The sequence below is a fragment of the Paenibacillus sp. J22R160 genome (assembly GCF_059692135.1).
The window spans coordinates 1-19,685 of sequence record NZ_JCAUAU010000037.1 but is presented as its reverse complement, the minus strand read 5'-3'; the positions used below and the strand labels follow the sequence as shown (position 1 = coordinate 19,685).

The window sequence follows — 19,685 nt, the reverse complement described above, 5'->3', positions numbered from 1 at the left end:
CACCATAGCGGATCGACCTTCCTCTCCCAGCCATGGTAGCAGTATTGACAGATTTTTCGTCCCATTTTCATCATCTGTGATGCGGCGCTTGCGCTGCATGTGTGGCTAACGGGAGACTATAGCTCAACAATCACAAAGAAACGGCAGCTGTGAAAGACTGCCGTTTTCTCAACCATGTGAAGGATAGTGCAATAAAATATCGAAAATAAAATGAATTTAATCAACAAAAAGAATGGATGGTTTTAGGATGAAATTCTTGTGTGAGTGTGGTCATCCAATATATGACCAGACCGATTACTTGCCGTATAAGGCACACGTAATTTCAGATCAAGATTGGTTTAATTTTCTAGATGAAATTGATGATGCCATTGAAAAAACAGGCTCAACTCCAGAAGACAAAGAAAAAGCACTAATGAGAGTTAGATCACTAGCAGTTAATTTATCTAAGTCAGTATATCAATGTAATGAATGTGGAAATGTATTTTTTTATAGGAACCCTCCTCAGTTAGAAATGTTTAGAAGTTGTAGTGATAATCCTAATAAAGACTTGTTCAAGTCTGCAAAAGAAGATGGGTAGTTTATTAATATCCTCTACAGATAACGAAAGAACGAGAATTAAAAGAATGTAATCTTACATTCATGTGATAATAATGAATTAAGCCTATAATAAAGCTTGACCCCCTTATAAATATAAACTTGAGACCCTCAGCCCGTTTCTGTGGGTCTCTTTTTGCCATTCAACTAAAGGGCAGCAGGATTGCTTAATCACTGCACGAATACCCTAGATATGACTGATATTACTATGTTCGCAAAAAAGACGTTATCTGAACGATACGCAATGATTATTTTTTGATGGGGTGATTAAATTGAAGCAAGGATTAATAGTTTTTCTAAATGGAACTTCAAGTTCCGGTAAGACATCCATATCGACAGAACTATTAAATCAAAATGAAATCTCATTTCGTCATTTATCAATCGATGATTTTTTTCATGGATTGTTTCATGACTACATTGATTTTATTAATACTAAATGTTCAAAATCAGCCGATGGAGAAGATGTGGAAGTTTCGGTCCAAATAATTATTGATTCATTAGTTACTTTATTTTATTCAACAGTTAAATTTATGTCGGCAAAGGGGATCAATGTAGTTGTAGATACAGTAAATGATAATGACGAGAGGTTTAATACATGTCTAGGTTCATTAATCGATCATCCTGTACTATTTGTTGGAGTAACTTGCTCCAAAGAGGAACTTATTAGAAGAGAAGAACTAAGGGTAGATAGAGAGGGTGGATTAGTAATCTCACAATATGATAAAGTTTATTGCTTTAATGAGTATGACATTGAACTAAATACTGAAACCTTGAGACCAAACGAATGCGCCAATTTGATATTAAATTTTATTAGATCAAATCGTGAATGCTCTGCTTTTAAGAAGTTAAATAAAAGAAGTGTTGGTGTTTCATAGAAGCCGTATCCTTCAGATAACACCATGTTCACGTTTCGGGGCATTTGACAGAGTTCATTACGCTAACGGCGAACGATAGCGCAACAACCAGGGAGCAATCTCCAACGTGGCAGCTGCTCTCTGGTAGTTTATCGACAATATAGAAACATCTAATTTATTGTGCTTATCCAGTTGAATGGAGGATCTGTCATGGGCATTAGGAATTATCTGATTGAAGGCGTTTCCGGCGCCGGCAAAACTACGGTCTGCAACGAATTGCAGCGGCGCGGCTACCATGCCATTCATGGTGACCGTGAATTGGCTTATCAAGGCGACCCGGAAACTGGTACCCCGACGGATGGCTTTAAACCCGAACACCACATTTGGCATGTAGATAAAGTAAAAGCTTTGGTCGCCAATCAAGATGAGGCGGTAACATTTTTATGCGGTGGATCGCGGAATTTTCCCAAATTCATTGATCTCTTCAACAGCGTGTTTGTCCTTGAGGTCGACCTGCAAACCTGTCTCCGGCGGATTGATGAGCGAGTGGCACTGGACCCAACTGACTGGGGTGGCAGACCAGAGGAACTGGAAATCATTCGGCGCTTGCATCAAACGAAAGAAGGCGTTCCCAAAAACGGGATTATAATCGACGCCACCGTACCGATCGCGCACGTCGTTGACGAAATCCTCCATCAAATCGAAGCAAATGAGCGCCAATGACAGTAACTTACGGGCGCTCAAGGACAGCATAATACATCAATGCACCAGGATACGAATAGAACCATCCACTGCGGTAACGTCGAACGAGAGTTCATTAAATTGCTCGACAGCAAGGGGGCTTTACATGAGTATTAAGCTTGTGCCGTTCTGTGTTCCAAGTGGTTGGAAAGTAAGATTTAATGAATTTACTGAGACAGATTCTGACTCTTTTGTCGATGATGATCATGAGCATTTGTGGGAGTTTAAAGAGGACATCCTACAGCTAGAGTATGAAGAGAAACGAACGCTGGATTTAGGTTGGTATCCCGAATACAATCCCGAAGGTAAATATAAGCTTCGGCTAATAGACTCAACGAACAAAGAACAGCCTGACTGGGAAAATCCTATTTATTTCTTTGAGTCGAGAAAAACTAAAGAGATTATCGAAAAAATTGAATTTTTATTGAATGAGGTAAGTAAATCTAGACTGTAATAGGATATGACGGCAGTCGGCATTGATCAGCTGCCTTTGTCTATTGAAGTAACGGGAGTTTAGTTGAGGAAGTCGTGTTAGAATAGGACGAGGTTAGTTAGCTTCATAAGAAGAATAACTAATAAATTTATAAACGTGGTTTCAACGAAAGTTAAACTTCTGACGGGGAGAATGCAGATTGGAAACAAATCGTTGTAGCATTAACATAACTAATCAAGCTGACTATATTGATTTGTTGAAATTATACAATGACATTAAAGTATGGGATTACTTGGGCGGTCAAAGAAGTTCACAGCAAATTGAAGATAGACTTACAGAATGGATAAATCCCAAAGAAAACTGCCATTATTGGACAGTTAAAGAACTAGGTTCAGGTGCATTCGTAGGAAGCATTTTATTAACACCACATTATGATGGAGAATATACTCAAATTTCATATATGTTTTTATCAAGTTTTTGGGGTAATGGTTTTGCATTGGAGGCGGTAAGTCAAGTATTATGCCATTCTTTCGAAGATAAAGCATATAAAAAGATACTTGCTGAGGCGCAATCGGCAAACACTTCGTCATGTGCCTTATTAAAGAAACTTGGGTTTTATGAAGTAAAAAGAGTTACTCGATATGATGCAGAACAAGTAATTTATTCTATAGACCACCCAAGCCATAGGGTCGTAGTAGATTAAACTATTGGGACACGTTTATTTCAATACATATTGGATTTTATGCAATTTTCTGTGTTGATGAAATTTCGAGAAAAATATATAGTGCCAGAGGACCCAAATTCCAATGATGCTAAAGTGCTTATGGAGTTATTATCAGATACCCTACAGTGCATAACTGGTGATAGTGGAAAGAACTCCTTTGACGTAAGAGATGTAACTGTTGGGCTGCCAAATTGATATGCTCCCACCAAAATAGTAGACAGGTGAAATAATTAAAACCTGTGTAATTACGAAACATTGTTGACGTTACGAAGGAGACATACCCATCATGACGTTATTCAGTTTATAATAAAGTCGTGTACTTTATGGAATGTCTTTTGTTAACCTGTGATGGTGTTTGAACAATGTTCCATTGACAGCAAGTATTTTAATATTCTAAGGACAACGATTGTTCTGGTAGGTATAGAGGGGTTTTTAATGATGAAAGAAAACTTTTGGCGTGATTTACCACGACCTTTTTTTGTACTAGCACCCATGGAAGATGTGACAGATGTTGTTTTTCGCCATGTGGTAAGTGAGGCAGGCAGACCGGATGTGTATTTTACGGAGTTTGCGAATACGGAGAGTTATTGTCACCCAGAGGGGAACAAAAGTGTACGTGGGCGCTTGAATTTTACCCCAGATGAACAGCCCATTGTAGCACATATCTGGGGAGATAAGCCGGAATTTTTCCGTGAAATGAGCATCGGCATGGCGAAAGAAGGATTCAAAGGCATCGATATTAATATGGGTTGTCCAGTGGCGAATGTAGCAGAGAATGGAAAGGGCAGCGGCCTGATCTGCCGTCCTGAAATCGCAGCGGATATCATCCAAGCCGCCAAAGCCGGAGGACTGCCTGTCAGTGTAAAAACAAGGCTCGGTTTTAGTGACCTAGACGAATGGCGTGACTGGTTAACCCATATTTTGAAACAAGACATTGTTAATCTGTCCATTCATCTTCGGACAAGAGAGGAAATGAGCAAAGTAAAAGCTCATTGGGAACTGATTCCGGAGATTAAGAAGCTTCGTGATGAGGTGGCACCAGATACACTTCTAACCATTAACGGAGATATCCCTGACCGTCAGATCGGCCAGCAGCTTGCTGAGCAATACGGTGTCGACGGTATTATGATTGGACGCGGTATTTTTCAAAATCCATATGCATTTGAGACAGAGCCGAAGGAGCACAGCAGTGCGGAATTGCTTGATTTGCTGCGGCTCCATCTAGATCTGGATGATCAATACTCAGCAGAGGAACCACGTTCGTTTAGTGCGCTTACCCGTTTCTTCAAAATCTATGTCCGTGGGTTTCGAGGGGCAAGTGAACTCAGAACCAGCTTGATGAACGCCAAATCAAAAAGTGAAGTGCATGTATTGCTGAATAAATTTGGAAGCAAGGAGCACGATGGGGCTGAGGAACATGAAAATTAGATGGGTAAGGGTCCACCATGAGAACAAAAAATATGAAAAAATTCTCGAACATACTCGTTGGCTTGCGGCATCAACAACTGTTGGGCTGCCGGGAATAGGCAAAAAGCCCACGGGCGGGGGAGGCCACTGAAAAACGTTAAATAGAAAAGGGTGTAGCAAACTCAAAAAAATTGAGGATGTTGCACCTTTTTTTCGATATGAACAACGGGTCCGTTGGTCGGCTTCGACTTCTCGTTGTGTACGAAGAATTAAATGAACGCGTTACTGAATGTTTAAATACCGATCTTCTTTAAGAGTTGTCAACCGACAACAACACCAACAATGGTGACAAGAACAATATCTCATTAATTGCCGCGTAAATCGCGGCTTTTTTATTTTATGGGATCAAGTTCGTGTCAAAACCCAAAGACAAGAACTTGATCCCATTCCCGACGGATGTATTTCGACGGCATCTGGCTATTGGATTGGATTAAATACCTTTTCCCCGCTATTCCAGCTAATAGCTTGTCAATATTTAATTATTAATTGCGGATTCATGAAGTGGTATACTTAAAAAAGTGTATGGGAAATAACCGTCCTTTTAAGCACGGAGATTTATTCCATATATTTCTATTTATTGTTGCTCACTCTAAGCGGAACGCTTCCTTAGTAGTTAAGATTGCAAAAATCCAGTGGATGAGTTTATTTACACATGCAATTATTGCTACTTTGAACAGCTTTCCCTCAGCACGTTTCTTATCATAATAAGCCCTTAATTTCTTATTTCTATTACTACGAATACCACATCGTACAGCTTGATACAGGGTAGTCCGAAGCCTCCTGGAGCGTGCTTAGTGATTTTATTTTGGGTAGCTATAAACTTGCCAGAAGAAAAAACACTTGGATCAACACCAGCTAAGGCCACCAGTTTCTTTGCGTGATCAAACCGATCGATCTCACCAATTTCAGCTAAAATTGTTGCAGCAATCTTAGTGCCAATTCCGGGTATCGATTGGATTAAATCATATTCAAGTAGCTCTTCAGCCAGGGCATCTACCGATTTATTAAGGGTTGATAGATGATCCTGGTATTGAAGAAGTAACTTGATGAGTAGTTGCATAGAGATCAAATGGCTTGAAAAAGCCGTCAATAAAGATCACCAAACACGAATGATATTCAGGGAAAACTTGATCTAGAATAGCCTGGAACTGTAGTTTTGCTTGGACATACATACCTGTTAAAGCTTCGTATTGGCGTGTTAGAAAGCGTAAATTCATGAGATGCTGCCCACGCTTTTTGTAGGGTTCAAACTCTTCTTTATAGAACAGCGTTCCTAACAGATGGGCATCTGCAGCATCCGTCTTTAACCTTCGCAAATTGGTTTTCTTGGCGTTATGTGAGATTAACGGATTAATGACGATGTTCAAATACTGGTGTTCATCCAGAAACTGAACAACGGGGCTTTGATAATGGCCCGTTGCTTCCATAACAATGGCAGGACGAATCCCTGCTGCCGATTCAACACCTCTTATATAACTTAGAAAAGACGCTAGACCTTCTAGATCATGATTAAACCTAAAGATCTTCCCATGAGTTACTCCACGGTCTAAAAAAGCTTGTGCATGGCTCTCTCCCTTTGAAACATCCACACCAATGACTGGATTCATGACATCATTGAAGCCATTTGTGGACGGAATTAAATCAAATTACACATACGTTTGGGGTACAGCAGGAGAAGGGATAATATTACTTGCGAATGAATACCCTCTAGCCGAAAATACCTTAAAAAACCTTTTTAAAACTGGAAATGCAGCTACAAAGTATAATATTATCGCGTGTTTATCCGCCGTAAAATCAAACGATGACCTAAGAATGGAATTATTGAAGAACGGATTAAAGGATAAAAGCAAAAAGGTAAGGAAAAAGGTCCCTGATATTATTTTCCGCCTTAATCTAAAAGCTCTTATTCCGCTTTTGGATGAACATATTCAAACGGAAACGGATTCTGATGTCATAAATACGATAAGATTTACATTACAGTACATAAGTTAAAGAGTGGAACAACGTTATGGTTATTACGCTAACGGATACGTTAGTTAAATAGTACAGCGGCTGTCTAAGACTTTATTTTCGAGTCCTATTCCGTCGCTGTTTCATTTTCAGGTGTCAGTCTAAAACTTAATTTAATATATCTGACGATAATTCAATTCATAAATCCCGTAACATCAACGGGTTCAGTCTAAGGTGATGGCCAGAGAGATCAGCCGATGAACGTAACCGTTCAATCAAAAGCCAAATAAAAGAGCCAGAGATAGCTGAATTGAATTATATTACCGTTTTTTGGAATAAAAGGAGAAACTTTCTTTGTGAGCGAGCGTCAGATATATGTAACCGTTTGTAAATTGGTAAAACTAGACGTGGAGGTTTGGGTACAATGAAGTTATTTGTGTTGACAAGTAGAATGGCAAAATCTGCGCTATCCTTGAGTTTTGTTATGGCTTTATCGTTATTTATCGGCGTATCGCCACCAGTGCGAGCTGAAGTCACAGCGACTGTGACCGTCGACACTAGACCGGTACATATCACTGACGTAGGCGGTCTTCCTTTTGTACTGGACGATAAAGGTGACGTCTGGGGCACCTCCATTTCATCGCGTGCGTATAGGATGGATCTTATTCGTTACCCAGGCCATTTGGAAAAAGTGGAAGGCTTGAACAAGATCACAAGCATCGCTTCAAGCGGGCGCACAGCATTTGCTTTAAAAGAAGACGGTACTGTGTGGGAAATTGAATACGTAGAGTCATCCACGAGTGGGGAAAAAGACAAATGGGGACTGTATACTCCAAAATTGATGGGCCAAGTTCCTAAATTGGAGCACATTGTGAAAATTGATTTTTACAAGGCCGTCGATAAGGACGGTAAACTCTGGATCTGGGAAGGCATACCTAGTTTTGCGAAAACAGGCGACTGGGAAAAGTATTTTTCGTCTTTGCAGACAGAACCTGTACTAGTCAACGGAATCGACCATATTAAAGATCTAACAGGAGCAACGATTCTCAAGGACGATGGAACGGTGTGGACTTGGGCGTGCGGCCTCAGGGATTGTGAAATGTTCAAAGTGATGCTCTCCAACAATCCGATACAGGTTCAGGGAGTCACAGACATCGTAAAGCTCGGTCATGGTTCTGCCGCTGATCATCTTGCTCTGAAAAAGGACGGTACTGTGTGGATTTGGGGAGGTGGATCTCTGTCAAATCCAAAATACGATGGCTCCGGAATAGATGAGCCGCCAGCCCCAATAGAAGGTTTAACCGACATTATTGATATTTCTATAGCCAATGAACACATTTTAGCGCTGAAGAAAGACGGAACCGTCTGGTCTATGGGGTATTTCCCGCGAGATATTGAACATGTGACTAATACGATGGATAAGGAAAATTATCGACCCCCTTACCAAGTCGAGGGATTAACGGACGTTACTGCTGTATTTGCGGGTAATGATACGGATGCTGTCATTAAGAAAGATGGTTTCTTATGGATGTGGGGCTATGATCTGCATGGACTGTTAGGATGGAAAAGGACTCTCCAATTATCACCTGTACAAGTAGAAGTTAAACCTATCCCGGCTACGAGACGCTGAGATTTAGAGGCTTCCCTTAGAAAATGAGGTGTGTTAGGGCGAGATGCTTCAATTTGTAAGCTCAACCAAGTTTGTATGCTCTAATGGGAAACGATAGTTACATACACAACTAAAATGAGGCTGCCGACCTGATGCTCGGCAGCCTCTGCTCAATTTTCCACAATCATAGCATCATGTCAGCTCCTATCAGGTCCATATAGTGCATAATCCTTTATTTGTTAAAATAGCTGCAGCGATGGCGGGTACGATCCCGAATGCTTGTACTCTGTCGGAGACATGGAGGTATACTTTTTGAAAATGCGGAAGAAATACGAATGATCGTAATAGCCTAAATAATTGGAGATCTCGGTTACCGAAAGGTCGGAATTCGTCAACAAATTGCAAGCTTCCTTCATACGCAATAGGTGAATGTACTGAATAGGGGAGACGCCCATAACTTCGCGAAACATGGATAATGTATAGTTGGACGAGCGGTGTATGAGGGCAGCAAGTTCATCGATATGTATGGGCTGTCTGTAGTGAGCGACCAAATATTTGTGCAGTTCGTTCGCAAGCTTCAGCTTGACAGGTGCTACTTCTACAAGTTCAAATTCACGAGCAGCCATTCCGACTAACTCCTGTAAAATGCCGTTGGCGAAATATCGATTGAATTTGCCTTCACCGACGACTTCGAGGTAAAGCCTTTCGAATCTATGCTTGAAATACTCGAAGTTACGGATTTTACACTTGCTGAATTGACTTTTTGCGAAAAGAGGAAGTTCCTCCGAATCCTCTTCCCCGTGATTGAACAAGACGGTGAATTTTTGATGCTCACCTTCATAATTTTCACCTGTTCGCAACGTGTAAATCGGTATGAACAGCAATTCTCCTTTTTCCCCGATTACCGTACGATCGTTGATGGTGTATTTGATTTTACCGTCGACCATTAATACAAGTACATTATGATTTAACAACATGAGATGAGTACGCCAGTTCGGAATGCGATTATCAAAGTGTACGGAACGAAGGGACAGCATAGGTTCGAAAGTTCCTTTCAGGCAGTATAACTAGACAATAGCAGTATACATAAAAATATTCAATAATCCTTTTATTAATAAGCTTTGAAATAAAAATTGCAAGAGAATTGTACACATGATCCATATAATATGCATGGACTGTCCTCTAGTGCGTTTAGTACTATTTACCTTAAGGAGAGCGTTTTCAATGTGCGATCATCATTTTATTAGAAGGAGAGTTAAAGAGATGAGAATATTGTTGCTTGATTTGGACTCCACCAGACCCGATCATTTAGGATGCTACGGCTACCAGCGAAATACATCGCCTAACATCGATAAAATCGCTGAGGAAGGAGTCAGATTTTCGAATTACTACACGTCGGATGCTCCTTGCTTTCCTTCGCGGACAGCGCTCATGACCGGACGTTTTGGCATCCATAACGGAGTTGTCGGACATGGCGGTACAGCCGCTGATGTTCGTCATGAAGGAGAGGACCGACAGTTCCGCAGCCGTTTAACGAGCGAATGCTTCCCGGCATTATTTCGTTCCGCCGGCATGAAAACAGCGCTCATCAGTCCTTTCGGTGAAAGACACTCGGCTTGGACATTCTATGCTGGCTTTAACGAGATTCATAACACCGGCAAGGGAGGCATCGAATCTGCGGAGGAGGTCACTCCGGTCGTTTTGAATTGGATGCAGCAAAATGCGAAGCAGGATGATTGGTTCCTTTATGTGAATTATTGGGATCCGCATACCCCGTACCGTGCACCGGAGGAGTTCGGCAATCCTTTTGCGAACGACCCACTGCCCGAGTGGATAACGGATGAGGTACTGAAGGAACATACCACACGCAAGGTTGGCCCACATAGCGCCCGAGAGATCAGCATGTTTGATAATAAAACAAACCCGAAATTCCCGCGCCACCCTGGAGACTTCACCGACCGCGAGGGATTGCGCCGTGTCATTGACGGTTACGACTGCGGCATCCGCCATATGGATGATCATATCGGCATGTTATTCAGTGAGCTGGAGCGTCAGGGTGTAATGGAAGAACTCGTTGTGATCATTACTGCCGACCACGGTGAGAATATGGGTGAACTCGGGATCTACGGTGAACACGGAACCGCTGATCAAGGCACCTGCCGAATTCCGATGATTATCCGCTGGCCCGGCATGATGAAGAACCATTTGGATGAGGGCTTGCATTATCATCTTGATATTTTGCCAACGATAGCCGAGCTGCTGGGCAAGTCACCGGCTCCGTCGTGGGACGGCACCAGCTATGCAGCGGCACTGCAGACAGGTGACACCTGCAGCAGGGACTATTTGGTGGTGTCGCAATGCGCACATGTATGCCAGCGTAGTGTGCGCTTCGGCGATTATTTATACGTGCGGACCTATCATGACGGCTATCATTTGTTCGACAAGGAGATGCTTTTCAATCTGAAGGAAGATCCGCATGAGCAGCACAATCTTGCACAAGCGGAGCGGAGTCTATGCAAAGATGCGGTGTACTACCTGAATGAATGGCATGACGCGATGATGGAATCGATGGAGTTCGATACCGATCCTCTATGGACGGTTATGAAGGAAGGTGGCCCTTATCACGCTAAGGGTCATCTGCCGAACTACGTCAGCTGGTTGGAACAGACGGGGAGAGCGTATGCGATTCCTGAGCTTAAGCGGCGGCATCCGGCGGAGTTCCTTCGCTGAAGTATCACGGAATAAGAGGCTGTCCCGGAAGTCATTGAATGACCGTGGGACAGCCCTTTTTTTGACCTTTTGGGAGCGCCTCTTTAGATGAACTGGAATTACTACCGCTAACTCGCCCAATAATACAGCTCCAGGGGTGAATAGATGGAATTTCTCCTGTTAATGCGGACGATTGAGCTTGGTAACAAGGTTAAAGGTGAGAATTAGCGGGATTTTATCCAGTTATTGGGTTTACCTGGCGAGACTTGCTTGGATTAAAGGGGGTTTTTCCCACTATTCGATTCGGTTACATAAAAAAGAGGCTATCCCATAGCTGTGAATATGCGGGTTATTTCTGCTTAGACTGAGACTCCTTCAATGCATCGTCCGCTTGTTTGGCTTACAGCAATTGTTCTTGCCCTTTATCCTGAATCGTCTTAAGTGCCTCTTCAGCTGATTTCTTCTCATCGATGACAGCCTGAATTTCTTGGTCGGCAAGCATACTGAATGGCTGGTAGAAGCCGCCTGGAATTTTCTCATAGCCTTTATAGATATTATCTGGATTTGGCTTCAGGAGGTAAAATGGTTCTAGATTATGGCCGTCCCGCTCTTTCGCGTATGTGGTTCGGGTCATCAGGCTGTTCGTAGACTTAGACATGACTCTAGCGAATTCATCAAGCGCTTCCTGGGGATCTTTGTTGGGACTATAAATGCCTTGATTGGAGATGACTTCTACATCAATATTCGGATTCTTGGCCATGAAAAGATTGCCGTACTGTTGGTAAAAGGAATTCTTGTCGTAATACATCACTTAATCGTTGCCTTCTCGTCCTTCCCCAGCTTCTTAAGTGATCCTACTTCTCTTAATGTACCGCTAGTCTTCTCAGAAAAATTACATCCTGTTAGCGAGGCGGTTACCACAATTGCAGCGAGTGCGCACATCCAACATTTCATTTGATTCCCTCCACTTTATTTCTACCAAATATTGTTATAAATCTCTCGCCATCATACACATATAGGAATTAAAATACAAATAATGACAAATTTAGTAGAGTTGAAGAGTTGTTTTGTGGTAATACCTTGGAACACAAAAAAGCCACAGCATTCAACAGAATGCCATGGCTTTTTTTATAATCAATTATCTTCTAGCGTTGAAACCAACAAAAGCCTTTGTGTTGAAATCGAATACAGCTGTTAACGGCCCAAGAAGCTGGTCTTGATCTGTGTTGTAAGTAACTGTCACGAAGTTACCGTTCGCAGCTTGAACGTCTGCAAGCAATTTCTTCTGCTCGTCTGTGGAAGCCAATACGCCAGCTTCTTTAGAGGAAACGATTTGAACAACGGCTTCGTCTTGTTTCGTAGTAATATGCGACGTTTGCTCTTTCACTTGCGCCCATGCCAAGTCGCGGTACTCTTGAGCTGCCTCTGGCGACATTTTCGGAGTGCCTGTTACCGGCGATTGAGCCTGAACTACGAGCATATACACAGGGCTTTGAGGAGGAAGGCTTTTCGTCTCAATTGGTCCGTAGTAAGCTTTGACTTTCGTGCCAGCTTTCAGATCTTCCCAATTCACGGATTCCCCTTGGGACGTCATAACGCGAGTTTCTTTACCTGCATTTAGTACCAAACCGTCTAATTGAACTTGCCAGCCATCATCTGTATGTTTCACTTCTTTGATTGTATCTTCTTTGACCAAACGGTCTGCATAAACATTAATGTTGACAGCTTGCGCTTGACCTGGGTAGCTCATCGCCATGGCTGGTCCGAATCCGGCATCAATTTGAGTGCCGGCTTTCAGATCGGCTACAGTTAACGTTTTACCGTCTAAACCTTTAATAACAGTGGTTTTGTCAACGTTTAAAATAACCCAAGTGCTGCCGAGCAGTTCAATGCGGGCACTACCGTCCTCTTTAGCCTGCACGCTTACAACTACACCAGATGCTCGCATCAGGTCAGCGGCTTCATCAAGCTCGATTTCTTTGTTCGCTTCATCATATTTTACTGTATATCCAAGTTGAGCTGCAGCATCGCGCACTGGGAGATATGCTTTTCCATCAATGTAGACTGGCGTAAGCGCGCTGTCTTGTCCGTTAACAACAATTTTTACATCCTTTTGTAAGTAACCAGTCACCTTTTCTACCAAATCTTCCGCTCCGACTGCCGCCGTTGTGCCGAGCATCCCAGCCAAAGTTAATAGTACAGTTAGTTTCTTTTTCATATTATAAAGCTCCTTCCGGTTTTTGAAATCTAGTATTAATTATGTCGACATTTCATCAAACGGAAGTTGGTTCGAAAAGGTTGCAGTTGTCCAAAAAAATTTGTTTAGCCATGAATTCGCTCACTGGGAAACCAACCTCTGTGTCTTTCTTTTAGACAGAGTCAAGGATGCTAAAGTAACGCCACCCACGATGAACACGTTATGCCGTGTTGATCGGGATCTTATCAAAAGTTCAGGCGCGCTTAGCACGAACGAATCTTGGGTTAAGCTTCCTGACATTTTTGACTGGGGGAACCCGCAATTCAATGCCGGAATTGTGATCACGGCGATCCTGTTTGCGTTTATTTTAGTCTCCAATATGATTGCTGCGGTCTCTGCTGTCAGCCAAGTTGTCCCGGAAACGCCGAGGAAATTAAAAGAAACATTGCGTCGCGGCGGGATAGCCGGTGGAATTTCTCATTTGTTATGTGCTTTTTTCTCAACGATTGGGGTCGTTCCATTACCGGTTTCCGCGGGTTTTATTCGATTAACCGAACAAACCCGAGTTCGTCCGTTCCTTGTGGTTTGTCTGGCCTGCTGCTGATTAGTATTGGACTTATGTTTCTGCCGCCAACAGCATTTCAAGGACTTCCGTCTATCTTGCAATATGTTTTCAGCAATGGACTGCTTGTAGGCACGATGATCGTGATTTTGCTTGAACAGCTATGGAAAGCCGATAAAGCATGAGCATGAGGAAGAAGCATTTTCATCTATAAAAATTGTCGTAATCTTGGCCTTAGGGTTGGAGGTACGGCAATTTTTTTGTGTTATAGGATGTCCCAAATTCTTACACTAGGTTGACGGTTTAATTATTTAATAATATAATTTCTAATGTTAGGATAAATATTTAAAGGATAACAAAGAAGAATGTTAGAATTTTTTTATTATAGATAGGGGGACTTGAAAGTGGAAATAGGTGTAGATACATTTGTCGAAACAACGCCGGATGTTCATACAGGCAAGACGATAAGTCATGCGGAGAGATTACGTCAGGTTGTAGAAGAAATTGCTCTCGCCGATCAGGTTGGGTTGGATATATTCGGAGTAGGCGAGCATCATCGTAAGGAATTTGGGGATTCCGCTTCTGTCGTGGTGCTGGCGGCCGCGGCGGCTGTTACCAAAAAGATACGTTTAACCAGCTCGGTTACCGTACTTTCTGCTGCGGATCCAGTCCGTGTGTTTCAGGAATTTGCAACGCTCGATGGTCTTTCCAATGGACGTGCAGAAATTATTGTAGGTCGAGGCTCTATGGTCGATGCATTTCCATTGTTTGGCTATGATTTGAAAGACTATGAAGAGCTCTTCGAGGAGAAACTGGAACTATTCTTGAAATTAAGGGAATCGGAGAAAGTATCATGGAAAGGTGGGCACCGCCCTGCCTTTACGAATTTAGGCGTTTATCCGCGTCCCGTTCAGACCCCTCTACCCGTGTGGATTGGCAGTGGGGGGAACCCAGAGTCTGCTATCCGCGCAGGTGTACTAGGATTGCCGCTGGTTCTGGCGATCATTGGCGGGAGCCCGGTCCAATTCGCTCCGATCGTGAAGCTCTATAAAGAAGCCGCTACTCGCGCAGGACATGATGCATCGAAATTACCAGTGGCTGTACACTCACTTGGTTTTGTTGCCGAGAGTACCTCGCTTGCGGTCGACAGGTATTTTCCACCTACACAAGCTTCGATGAACATGTTTGGTAAAGAGCGCGGTTGGGGACATTATAGCCGCGCACAGTTCGATGCATCCCGGAGCCTTGAAGGCGCGCTTTATGTAGGTGATCCCGAAACGGTGGCTAATAAAATCGTTCACATGAGCAAACATTTAGGTTTCTCGCGGTTTTTCTTGCATTTACCCGTCGGCACAATGCCGCATCATGAAGTAATGAAAGCCATTGAACTGCTGGGGACAGAAGTCGCACCGCGAGTTCGGGAACAGATCGCAAAATTGCCGCGCTTGCCAAAATAAATGGAAAGTCCCCCTTGCACAAGTTGCGATGGGGGACTTTTTAACATTCAAACGGAATAGGGCATAGTTCGGAGTCGGGCTCATACCCTCTTATACTTAGTTATGAATCAAGTCTTAATCTATGATCATTTTTGTCATGCTAGTAAGGAATACACCGAAAATATCAATGAAAAGAGGAAGCCATCTGGTGTAGGATTGAGTTGAAATTAATTCCAAATAAAGAATTTTATGAGAAGCGTTTTATGTTAGTAAATGGCACTACTTTGGAACTCCGCACCCGTTGATCTAGGAGGTGGTAAGTAATACATAAAACTAGGTTTTAAACTGGACAGTTCGCAAGTTAAGAAATTAAATCGAAGAAGGAGTGCATTTCCATGAAACGATTTCTAATTAGGTACGGATTGATAGCGATGTTTGCACTTGTGTTAGTTGTATCTGTATCGTCACCCGCAGTAACTTCGACGACGTACGCTTCTGGAACGCCGGTTTCTGTGAGACTTATTAATGAACACAGCTTAAAGGCGCTGTCAGTCAGCGGAGGGGATAAACAGGCGGACGGTGCGCTTATCCAACAATACACGAATGTAGGAGCAGATTATCAGAGTTGGTATCTTGAATATTTAGGGAACGGTTATTATCATATCAGAAATGTAGGTAGCGGAGATTTATTGGATGTTAGCGGAGCGTCTACATCCGATGGGGCCAATATTATTCAATGGCCGGGCAATAACGGGTGGAACCAACAGTGGGAGCTTATTCCAACTGGCGAAAATGACCCATTTAAAATTAAAAATCGAGGCAGTGGCAAGTTATTGGATATATCGGGACAATCGACATCCGACGGAGCGCAGGCGATTCAATGGTATGATAATGGCGGCCACAATCAGCACTGGTATATATTATCATAACGAATATTCCGCCCCATTGAGAGAAAGGGAAGAGAAAATTGAAGGGATAAAAACGCTCCATATCGGGCTGTTGCTCGATATGGAGCGTTTTTGTCCAAATATAGTTTATGTTTTTGTCTTTGGGGTGGCGTAAAGAGTTGCCTTTGCCAGGCAGGCGTGGCGGCGGCTTAGCGTCGAGATAGTAAGATGGCCACGATTTAAGGTGGTCGTTCCACTCGCAGCTGCGATATACTTGAATTTTTCCACCCATCATTATTGGATCGATTCTATGTCAAGCGCTTGAATTGATAAGGAGTCAAATGAGCTAACTTCTTGAATACTCGATGAAAATGTTGAACGTTATGAAAACCGCAATCAAGGCTGATTTCGAGCACCGACTTGTCGGTTTGCTTGAGCAGCCTTTTTGCTTCCTCAACCCGCTTAAACTGAATGTAATCCGTTATCGTCAATGAAAAACCAATCGACTATGCCAAAAATATGGCTTTAAAGGAATGGATAAGAATAAAATCAGAGCAAATTCTGATAAATATAAAAGTAGAGAAAATTAGCATGAAGAAGAGTGAGCATGCAGATGAGATCATGAGTGAAATACGCATAGGTTTAGGGCAGACGGATTCCTTTGAAAAGCTAAAGAGCACTGATAAGGATATTGTGGTTGAAACACAAACTTTTAATGAAACCACAGCCAAAACCGATTATGATCTAAATCCGCAACTACTCACGGAAGCTCAAAAATTAAGTGTCGGTGAGATTAGTGACATTATTGATGAGAACAATAGGCTAACGGTAATAAAAAGTATAGAAAATAAAGAAAGAGGCTTTCAACCGTATGACAAGGTAAAGGATCAAGTTCAAAGTCGCATCTTAGATGAGAAGTATGAAGATTTGGTTCAACATATCATCAAGGATGCGAAAGTGAAAGTCGTTGATCAGGTTTTTAATCAATTGATTGTTAAGCAGTAAGGGAAAAGATCGTCGATAGTCCGTTCCCCACAATCTGATCCTAGATGTGATTCGATAGACGGAAAAATTAAGAAATTAGATTGCTTATACGACGGTTAATGGAATCTATTTTTTAGATATAACTATCGAAATTCAAGTTAATAAAATATAATAAACTTATTAGTGTCACACCATTCAATTTAGGGGGATAAGTTTATTATTACGATAATTACGTCTATACTCGTAGGATTAGTGGCATTGGAGCATGTATACATACTTGTTTTGGAAATGTTTTTGTGGACTAGCCCTCGTGGGATGAAGGCTTTTGGCATGACAAAGGTGCAGGCTGAAGCTACTAAGTCGCTGGCAGCGAATCAAGGGTTGTACAATGGATTTTTGGCAGCTGGGCTCATTTGGGGACTTGTTCATCCAGATCCATCGATCGGACGCTCCATTCAACTGTTTTTCCTTGCTTGTGTGATTGTTGCTGCCTTGTACGGCGGGGCAACCGCTAAGAGGTCGATCTTACTTGTGCAAGGATTGCCGGCTGTGATAGCGCTGCTGTTCGTTCTGTTGTAAAGAGTGAATAGTGAAATTCATTATAATGAAAAAGAAGAAGGTCCTGTTGAGCACTTGAGCACAGGGCCTTTTTTTGTTGTCCTGTATGCCCGAACGAATTGAGCGAACAGAAGGATAGTTGCTTATAAAAAAATTCTACCTGTCCGGCAAACTTGTACAAAGGATAAAATGAGGTTATCGATAAAAAGAATTGTGGTGACTTTTCATGGAGAATATCAATTATCATCATCTCGTCACTAGACTTCGTGCTGCAGGCTGCGTTTTCGCAGAAGATGAAGCTAGAATGCTTATTTCGGTTGCAAAGACGCCGGTTGAGTTAGCCGCAATGGCGGATCAGCGAGCATTAGGTTATCCATTAGAACACGTCATTGGTTGGATGGTGTTCTACGGTATTCGGATAGAGGTAGACCCGGGAGTCTTCATTCCCCGTCACCGCACAGAGTTTCTTGTCCGTCGTGCCACTGAAATTGCCAAGTCAGGAGCTATCGTCGTCGATCTATGCTGTGGGACAGGCGCGTTGGGCGCAGCTTTGGCAGCAGAGTTGGAAGGAGTTGAACTGTATGCAGTGGATATCGACCCGGCAGCGGTACAGTGTGCCCGCCGAAACATTACAGCCGCCGGAGGCCATGTTTTCGAAGGCGACATCTTTGAGCCGCTGCCCGTGTTATTGCTTAACCGTATCGACATCCTGCTGGCAAACGTACCTTACGTGCCATCTGGAGCTATCGAGCTGCTTCCCTCGGAAGCCCGTATCCATGAGGCGCGTCTAGCGCTTGACGGGGGAGTGGACGGACTTGATGTGCTGCGGCGTGTTGCGCTCGAAGCGCCACTTTGGCTGGCGCCCGGCGGCCACCTGTTGGTTGAGGTTAGCGAGCGGCAGGCGCCGCAGGCGGTAGAGATTTTTGCTCGTAGCGGGTTGATTCCGACTGAGTGCAGATATGATGAGTTGGACGCTACGGTTATTGTTGGAACGAGGTTGGATTTGACTCAGAACATATGTTCTGTTAATATTTGAGGGCAGATATTTTAGGTAGGTTGCAGGAATGAATCTCTATAGAAGTAATAATTGAGGTGAGGGAAATGGTCGAGCCAATGAAAAGACCACATGTCAAGTTAGAATCATGGTCCGAATCTAATCTTGATTTGCTGCGTGAGATTAATGCGCCTGAGATGATGGAACACCTCGGTGGTCCTGAATCGGAGGAGCTGCTGCTGAGACGACATGAGCGATATCTTGAGATCGGTGGAAAGGGAACCGGCCGCATGTTTAGTATTGTGCTGCTTCCAGACAACGAAACGGTCGGCAGTATTGGTTACTGGGATAGCAAGTGGAAAGACGAGAGTATCTATGAGATTGGTTGGAGTGTCCTGCCTTCCTACCAAGGTAGAGGAATAGCAACTGCAGCGGTCATAGAAGCTATCGCAAACGCAATTATGGAGAAGAAACATAAGTATATTCATGCTTTCCCGTCTATTCATAACCCGGCGTCGAACGCAGTTTGTCAAAAGCTCAATTTTCAATTGATTAGTGACTGCGAATTTGAATACCCTCCAGGCAATTTCATGCTGTGTAATAATTGGAGACTAGAATTCGATGCCTGAAAAAAATGTTTCTCTGAATAAAAGGTTGTAATACTTTTTAATCCATGGTATATTGCAAATCCACCATTCAACGCGGATGAATAACGTATTCAATTCATATGGCGTGGATTAAAGAACAACATGAAATAGTCAGACTAATCGTTAAACTGTACATGTTGAAAACTTTAAGAATGGGTCAAAAAAAACACTTGCAATTGAAAAATGTACATGGTATATTACTTCTCGCTGCTTCGGTAACGCGGCAGAGAACGAAAGAAATTGATCTTTGAAAACTGAACAACGAGTGAGTAAGCACGAACGAGAAATCGTTCAAAAAAAGAGATTATTTTAATCTCGCTAGCAAGTCAATGAGCTATT

22 protein-coding genes and 2 pseudogenes are annotated in these 19,685 nt (G+C 42.8%); 18 read left to right on the top strand and 6 right to left on the bottom strand.

The genetic code is table 11. The features are described from left to right. Positions 1-247 precede the first annotated feature (247 nt). The 6 genes from AC58UW_RS32775 (at position 248) to AC58UW_RS32750 (ending at position 4,774) form a co-directional block, all read left to right on the top strand. Complete coding sequence (locus tag AC58UW_RS32775) at positions 248-577, top strand: DUF8617 domain-containing protein (RefSeq protein ID WP_497424680.1); 330 nt, start codon at positions 248-250, stop codon at positions 575-577. 289 nt (positions 578-866) lie between these two features. Next, a complete protein-coding gene (locus AC58UW_RS32770; RefSeq protein ID WP_497424679.1) occupies positions 867-1,469 on the top strand; it encodes a chloramphenicol phosphotransferase CPT family protein in 603 nt (200 codons plus the stop codon). Positions 1,470-1,658: 189 nt separating this feature from the next. Continuing rightward, a complete protein-coding gene (locus tag AC58UW_RS32765) occupies positions 1,659-2,171 on the top strand; it encodes an AAA family ATPase (RefSeq protein ID WP_497424678.1) in 513 nt (170 codons plus the stop codon). 124 nt (positions 2,172-2,295) lie between these two features. Continuing rightward, entirely contained in the window at positions 2,296-2,643 is a 348-nt protein-coding gene (locus AC58UW_RS32760; protein WP_497424173.1) for a hypothetical protein, read from the top strand. A gap of 178 nt (positions 2,644-2,821) precedes the next feature. After that, positions 2,822-3,325 (top strand): GNAT family N-acetyltransferase, encoded by a 504-nt coding sequence (locus AC58UW_RS32755; protein WP_497424677.1) that lies wholly within the window; start codon positions 2,822-2,824, stop codon positions 3,323-3,325. A 459-nt stretch (positions 3,326-3,784) separates the two neighbouring features. Then, a complete protein-coding gene (locus AC58UW_RS32750) occupies positions 3,785-4,774 on the top strand; it encodes a tRNA dihydrouridine synthase (protein ID WP_497424676.1) in 990 nt (329 codons plus the stop codon). A gap of 623 nt (positions 4,775-5,397) precedes the next feature. Here AC58UW_RS32750 and AC58UW_RS32745 read toward each other — a convergent pair. Continuing rightward, positions 5,398-6,420 (bottom strand): annotated as a pseudogene (locus tag AC58UW_RS32745) (IS110 family RNA-guided transposase). Between AC58UW_RS32745 and AC58UW_RS32740 the strand changes: the two are divergent. Then, positions 6,419-6,805 (top strand): hypothetical protein, encoded by a 387-nt coding sequence (locus AC58UW_RS32740; protein WP_497424675.1) that lies wholly within the window; start codon positions 6,419-6,421, stop codon positions 6,803-6,805. The pseudogene AC58UW_RS32745 and the gene AC58UW_RS32740 overlap by 2 nt on opposite strands. 382 nt (positions 6,806-7,187) lie before the next feature. Then, a complete protein-coding gene (locus AC58UW_RS32735) occupies positions 7,188-8,393 on the top strand; it encodes an RCC1 domain-containing protein (RefSeq protein ID WP_497424674.1) in 1,206 nt (401 codons plus the stop codon). Positions 8,394-8,611: 218 nt separating this feature from the next. On the opposite strand, the gene AC58UW_RS32730 is transcribed toward AC58UW_RS32735, so the two are convergent. After that, the gene (locus tag AC58UW_RS32730) at positions 8,612-9,409 is read right to left on the bottom strand and encodes a helix-turn-helix transcriptional regulator (RefSeq protein ID WP_497424673.1); all 798 of its coding nucleotides are present in this window, start codon (positions 9,407-9,409) and stop codon (positions 8,612-8,614) included. A 226-nt stretch (positions 9,410-9,635) separates the two neighbouring features. Here AC58UW_RS32730 and AC58UW_RS32725 point away from each other — a divergent pair, with 226 nt between their 5' ends. After that, positions 9,636-11,102, top strand: coding sequence for a sulfatase family protein (locus AC58UW_RS32725; protein ID WP_497424672.1), 1,467 nt, complete (start codon positions 9,636-9,638; stop codon positions 11,100-11,102). 379 nt (positions 11,103-11,481) lie between these two features. Here the strand turns inward: AC58UW_RS32725 and AC58UW_RS32720 are convergent, their stop codons facing one another. From AC58UW_RS32720 to AC58UW_RS32710, 3 genes are all read right to left on the bottom strand, one after another. After that, positions 11,482-11,841 (bottom strand): hypothetical protein, encoded by a 360-nt coding sequence (locus AC58UW_RS32720; protein WP_497424671.1) that lies wholly within the window; start codon positions 11,839-11,841, stop codon positions 11,482-11,484. Between the two features lie 47 nt (positions 11,842-11,888). Continuing rightward, positions 11,889-12,035 carry a hypothetical protein gene (locus AC58UW_RS32715; RefSeq protein WP_497424670.1) on the bottom strand — a complete coding sequence of 49 codons (147 nt, stop codon included), beginning with the start codon at positions 12,033-12,035 and terminating at the stop codon, positions 11,889-11,891. A gap of 184 nt (positions 12,036-12,219) precedes the next feature. Next, a complete protein-coding gene (locus AC58UW_RS32710; RefSeq protein ID WP_497424669.1) occupies positions 12,220-13,299 on the bottom strand; it encodes a stalk domain-containing protein in 1,080 nt (359 codons plus the stop codon). A 190-nt stretch (positions 13,300-13,489) separates the two neighbouring features. On the opposite strand from AC58UW_RS32710, the gene AC58UW_RS32705 reads away from it, so the two are divergent. From AC58UW_RS32705 to AC58UW_RS32685, 5 genes and pseudogenes are all read left to right on the top strand, one after another. Beyond that, on the top strand, positions 13,490-13,882 hold the full coding sequence (locus tag AC58UW_RS32705) for a purine/pyrimidine permease (protein WP_497424668.1): 393 nt from the start codon (positions 13,490-13,492) through the stop codon (positions 13,880-13,882). After that, positions 13,864-14,025: a hypothetical protein gene (locus tag AC58UW_RS32700; RefSeq protein WP_497424667.1), complete on the top strand. Its 162-nt coding sequence runs from the start codon at positions 13,864-13,866 to the stop codon at positions 14,023-14,025. Before AC58UW_RS32705 ends, AC58UW_RS32700 begins: the two co-directional genes overlap by 19 nt. A gap of 219 nt (positions 14,026-14,244) precedes the next feature. Beyond that, positions 14,245-15,297, top strand: a complete 1,053-nt coding sequence (locus tag AC58UW_RS32695) for an LLM class flavin-dependent oxidoreductase (RefSeq protein WP_497424666.1) — start codon at positions 14,245-14,247, stop codon at positions 15,295-15,297. A 374-nt stretch (positions 15,298-15,671) separates the two neighbouring features. Then, on the top strand, positions 15,672-16,205 hold the full coding sequence (locus AC58UW_RS32690; protein WP_497424665.1) for an RICIN domain-containing protein: 534 nt from the start codon (positions 15,672-15,674) through the stop codon (positions 16,203-16,205). Positions 16,206-16,356: 151 nt separating this feature from the next. Next, positions 16,357-16,470, top strand: a pseudogene (locus tag AC58UW_RS32685) (DUF817 family protein); the annotation flags it as partial. Between the two features lies 1 nt (position 16,471). Here the strand turns inward: AC58UW_RS32685 and AC58UW_RS32680 are convergent. Further along, positions 16,472-16,654, bottom strand: a complete 183-nt coding sequence (locus AC58UW_RS32680) for a helix-turn-helix domain-containing protein (RefSeq protein WP_497424664.1) — start codon at positions 16,652-16,654, stop codon at positions 16,472-16,474. 28 nt (positions 16,655-16,682) lie between these two features. Here AC58UW_RS32680 and AC58UW_RS32675 point away from each other — a divergent pair, with 28 nt between their 5' ends. From AC58UW_RS32675 to AC58UW_RS32660, 4 genes are all read left to right on the top strand, one after another. Further along, complete coding sequence (locus AC58UW_RS32675; protein WP_497424663.1) at positions 16,683-17,168, top strand: peptidylprolyl isomerase; 486 nt, start codon at positions 16,683-16,685, stop codon at positions 17,166-17,168. A 198-nt stretch (positions 17,169-17,366) separates the two neighbouring features. Next, on the top strand, positions 17,367-17,726 hold the full coding sequence (locus AC58UW_RS32670; protein ID WP_497424681.1) for a DUF1304 domain-containing protein: 360 nt from the start codon (positions 17,367-17,369) through the stop codon (positions 17,724-17,726). Between the two features lie 205 nt (positions 17,727-17,931). Beyond that, on the top strand, positions 17,932-18,741 hold the full coding sequence (locus AC58UW_RS32665) for a putative protein N(5)-glutamine methyltransferase (RefSeq protein ID WP_497424662.1): 810 nt from the start codon (positions 17,932-17,934) through the stop codon (positions 18,739-18,741). 65 nt (positions 18,742-18,806) lie between these two features. Next, positions 18,807-19,328, top strand: coding sequence for a GNAT family N-acetyltransferase (locus AC58UW_RS32660; RefSeq protein ID WP_497424661.1), 522 nt, complete (start codon positions 18,807-18,809; stop codon positions 19,326-19,328). The last annotated feature ends 357 nt before the right edge of the window (positions 19,329-19,685 follow it).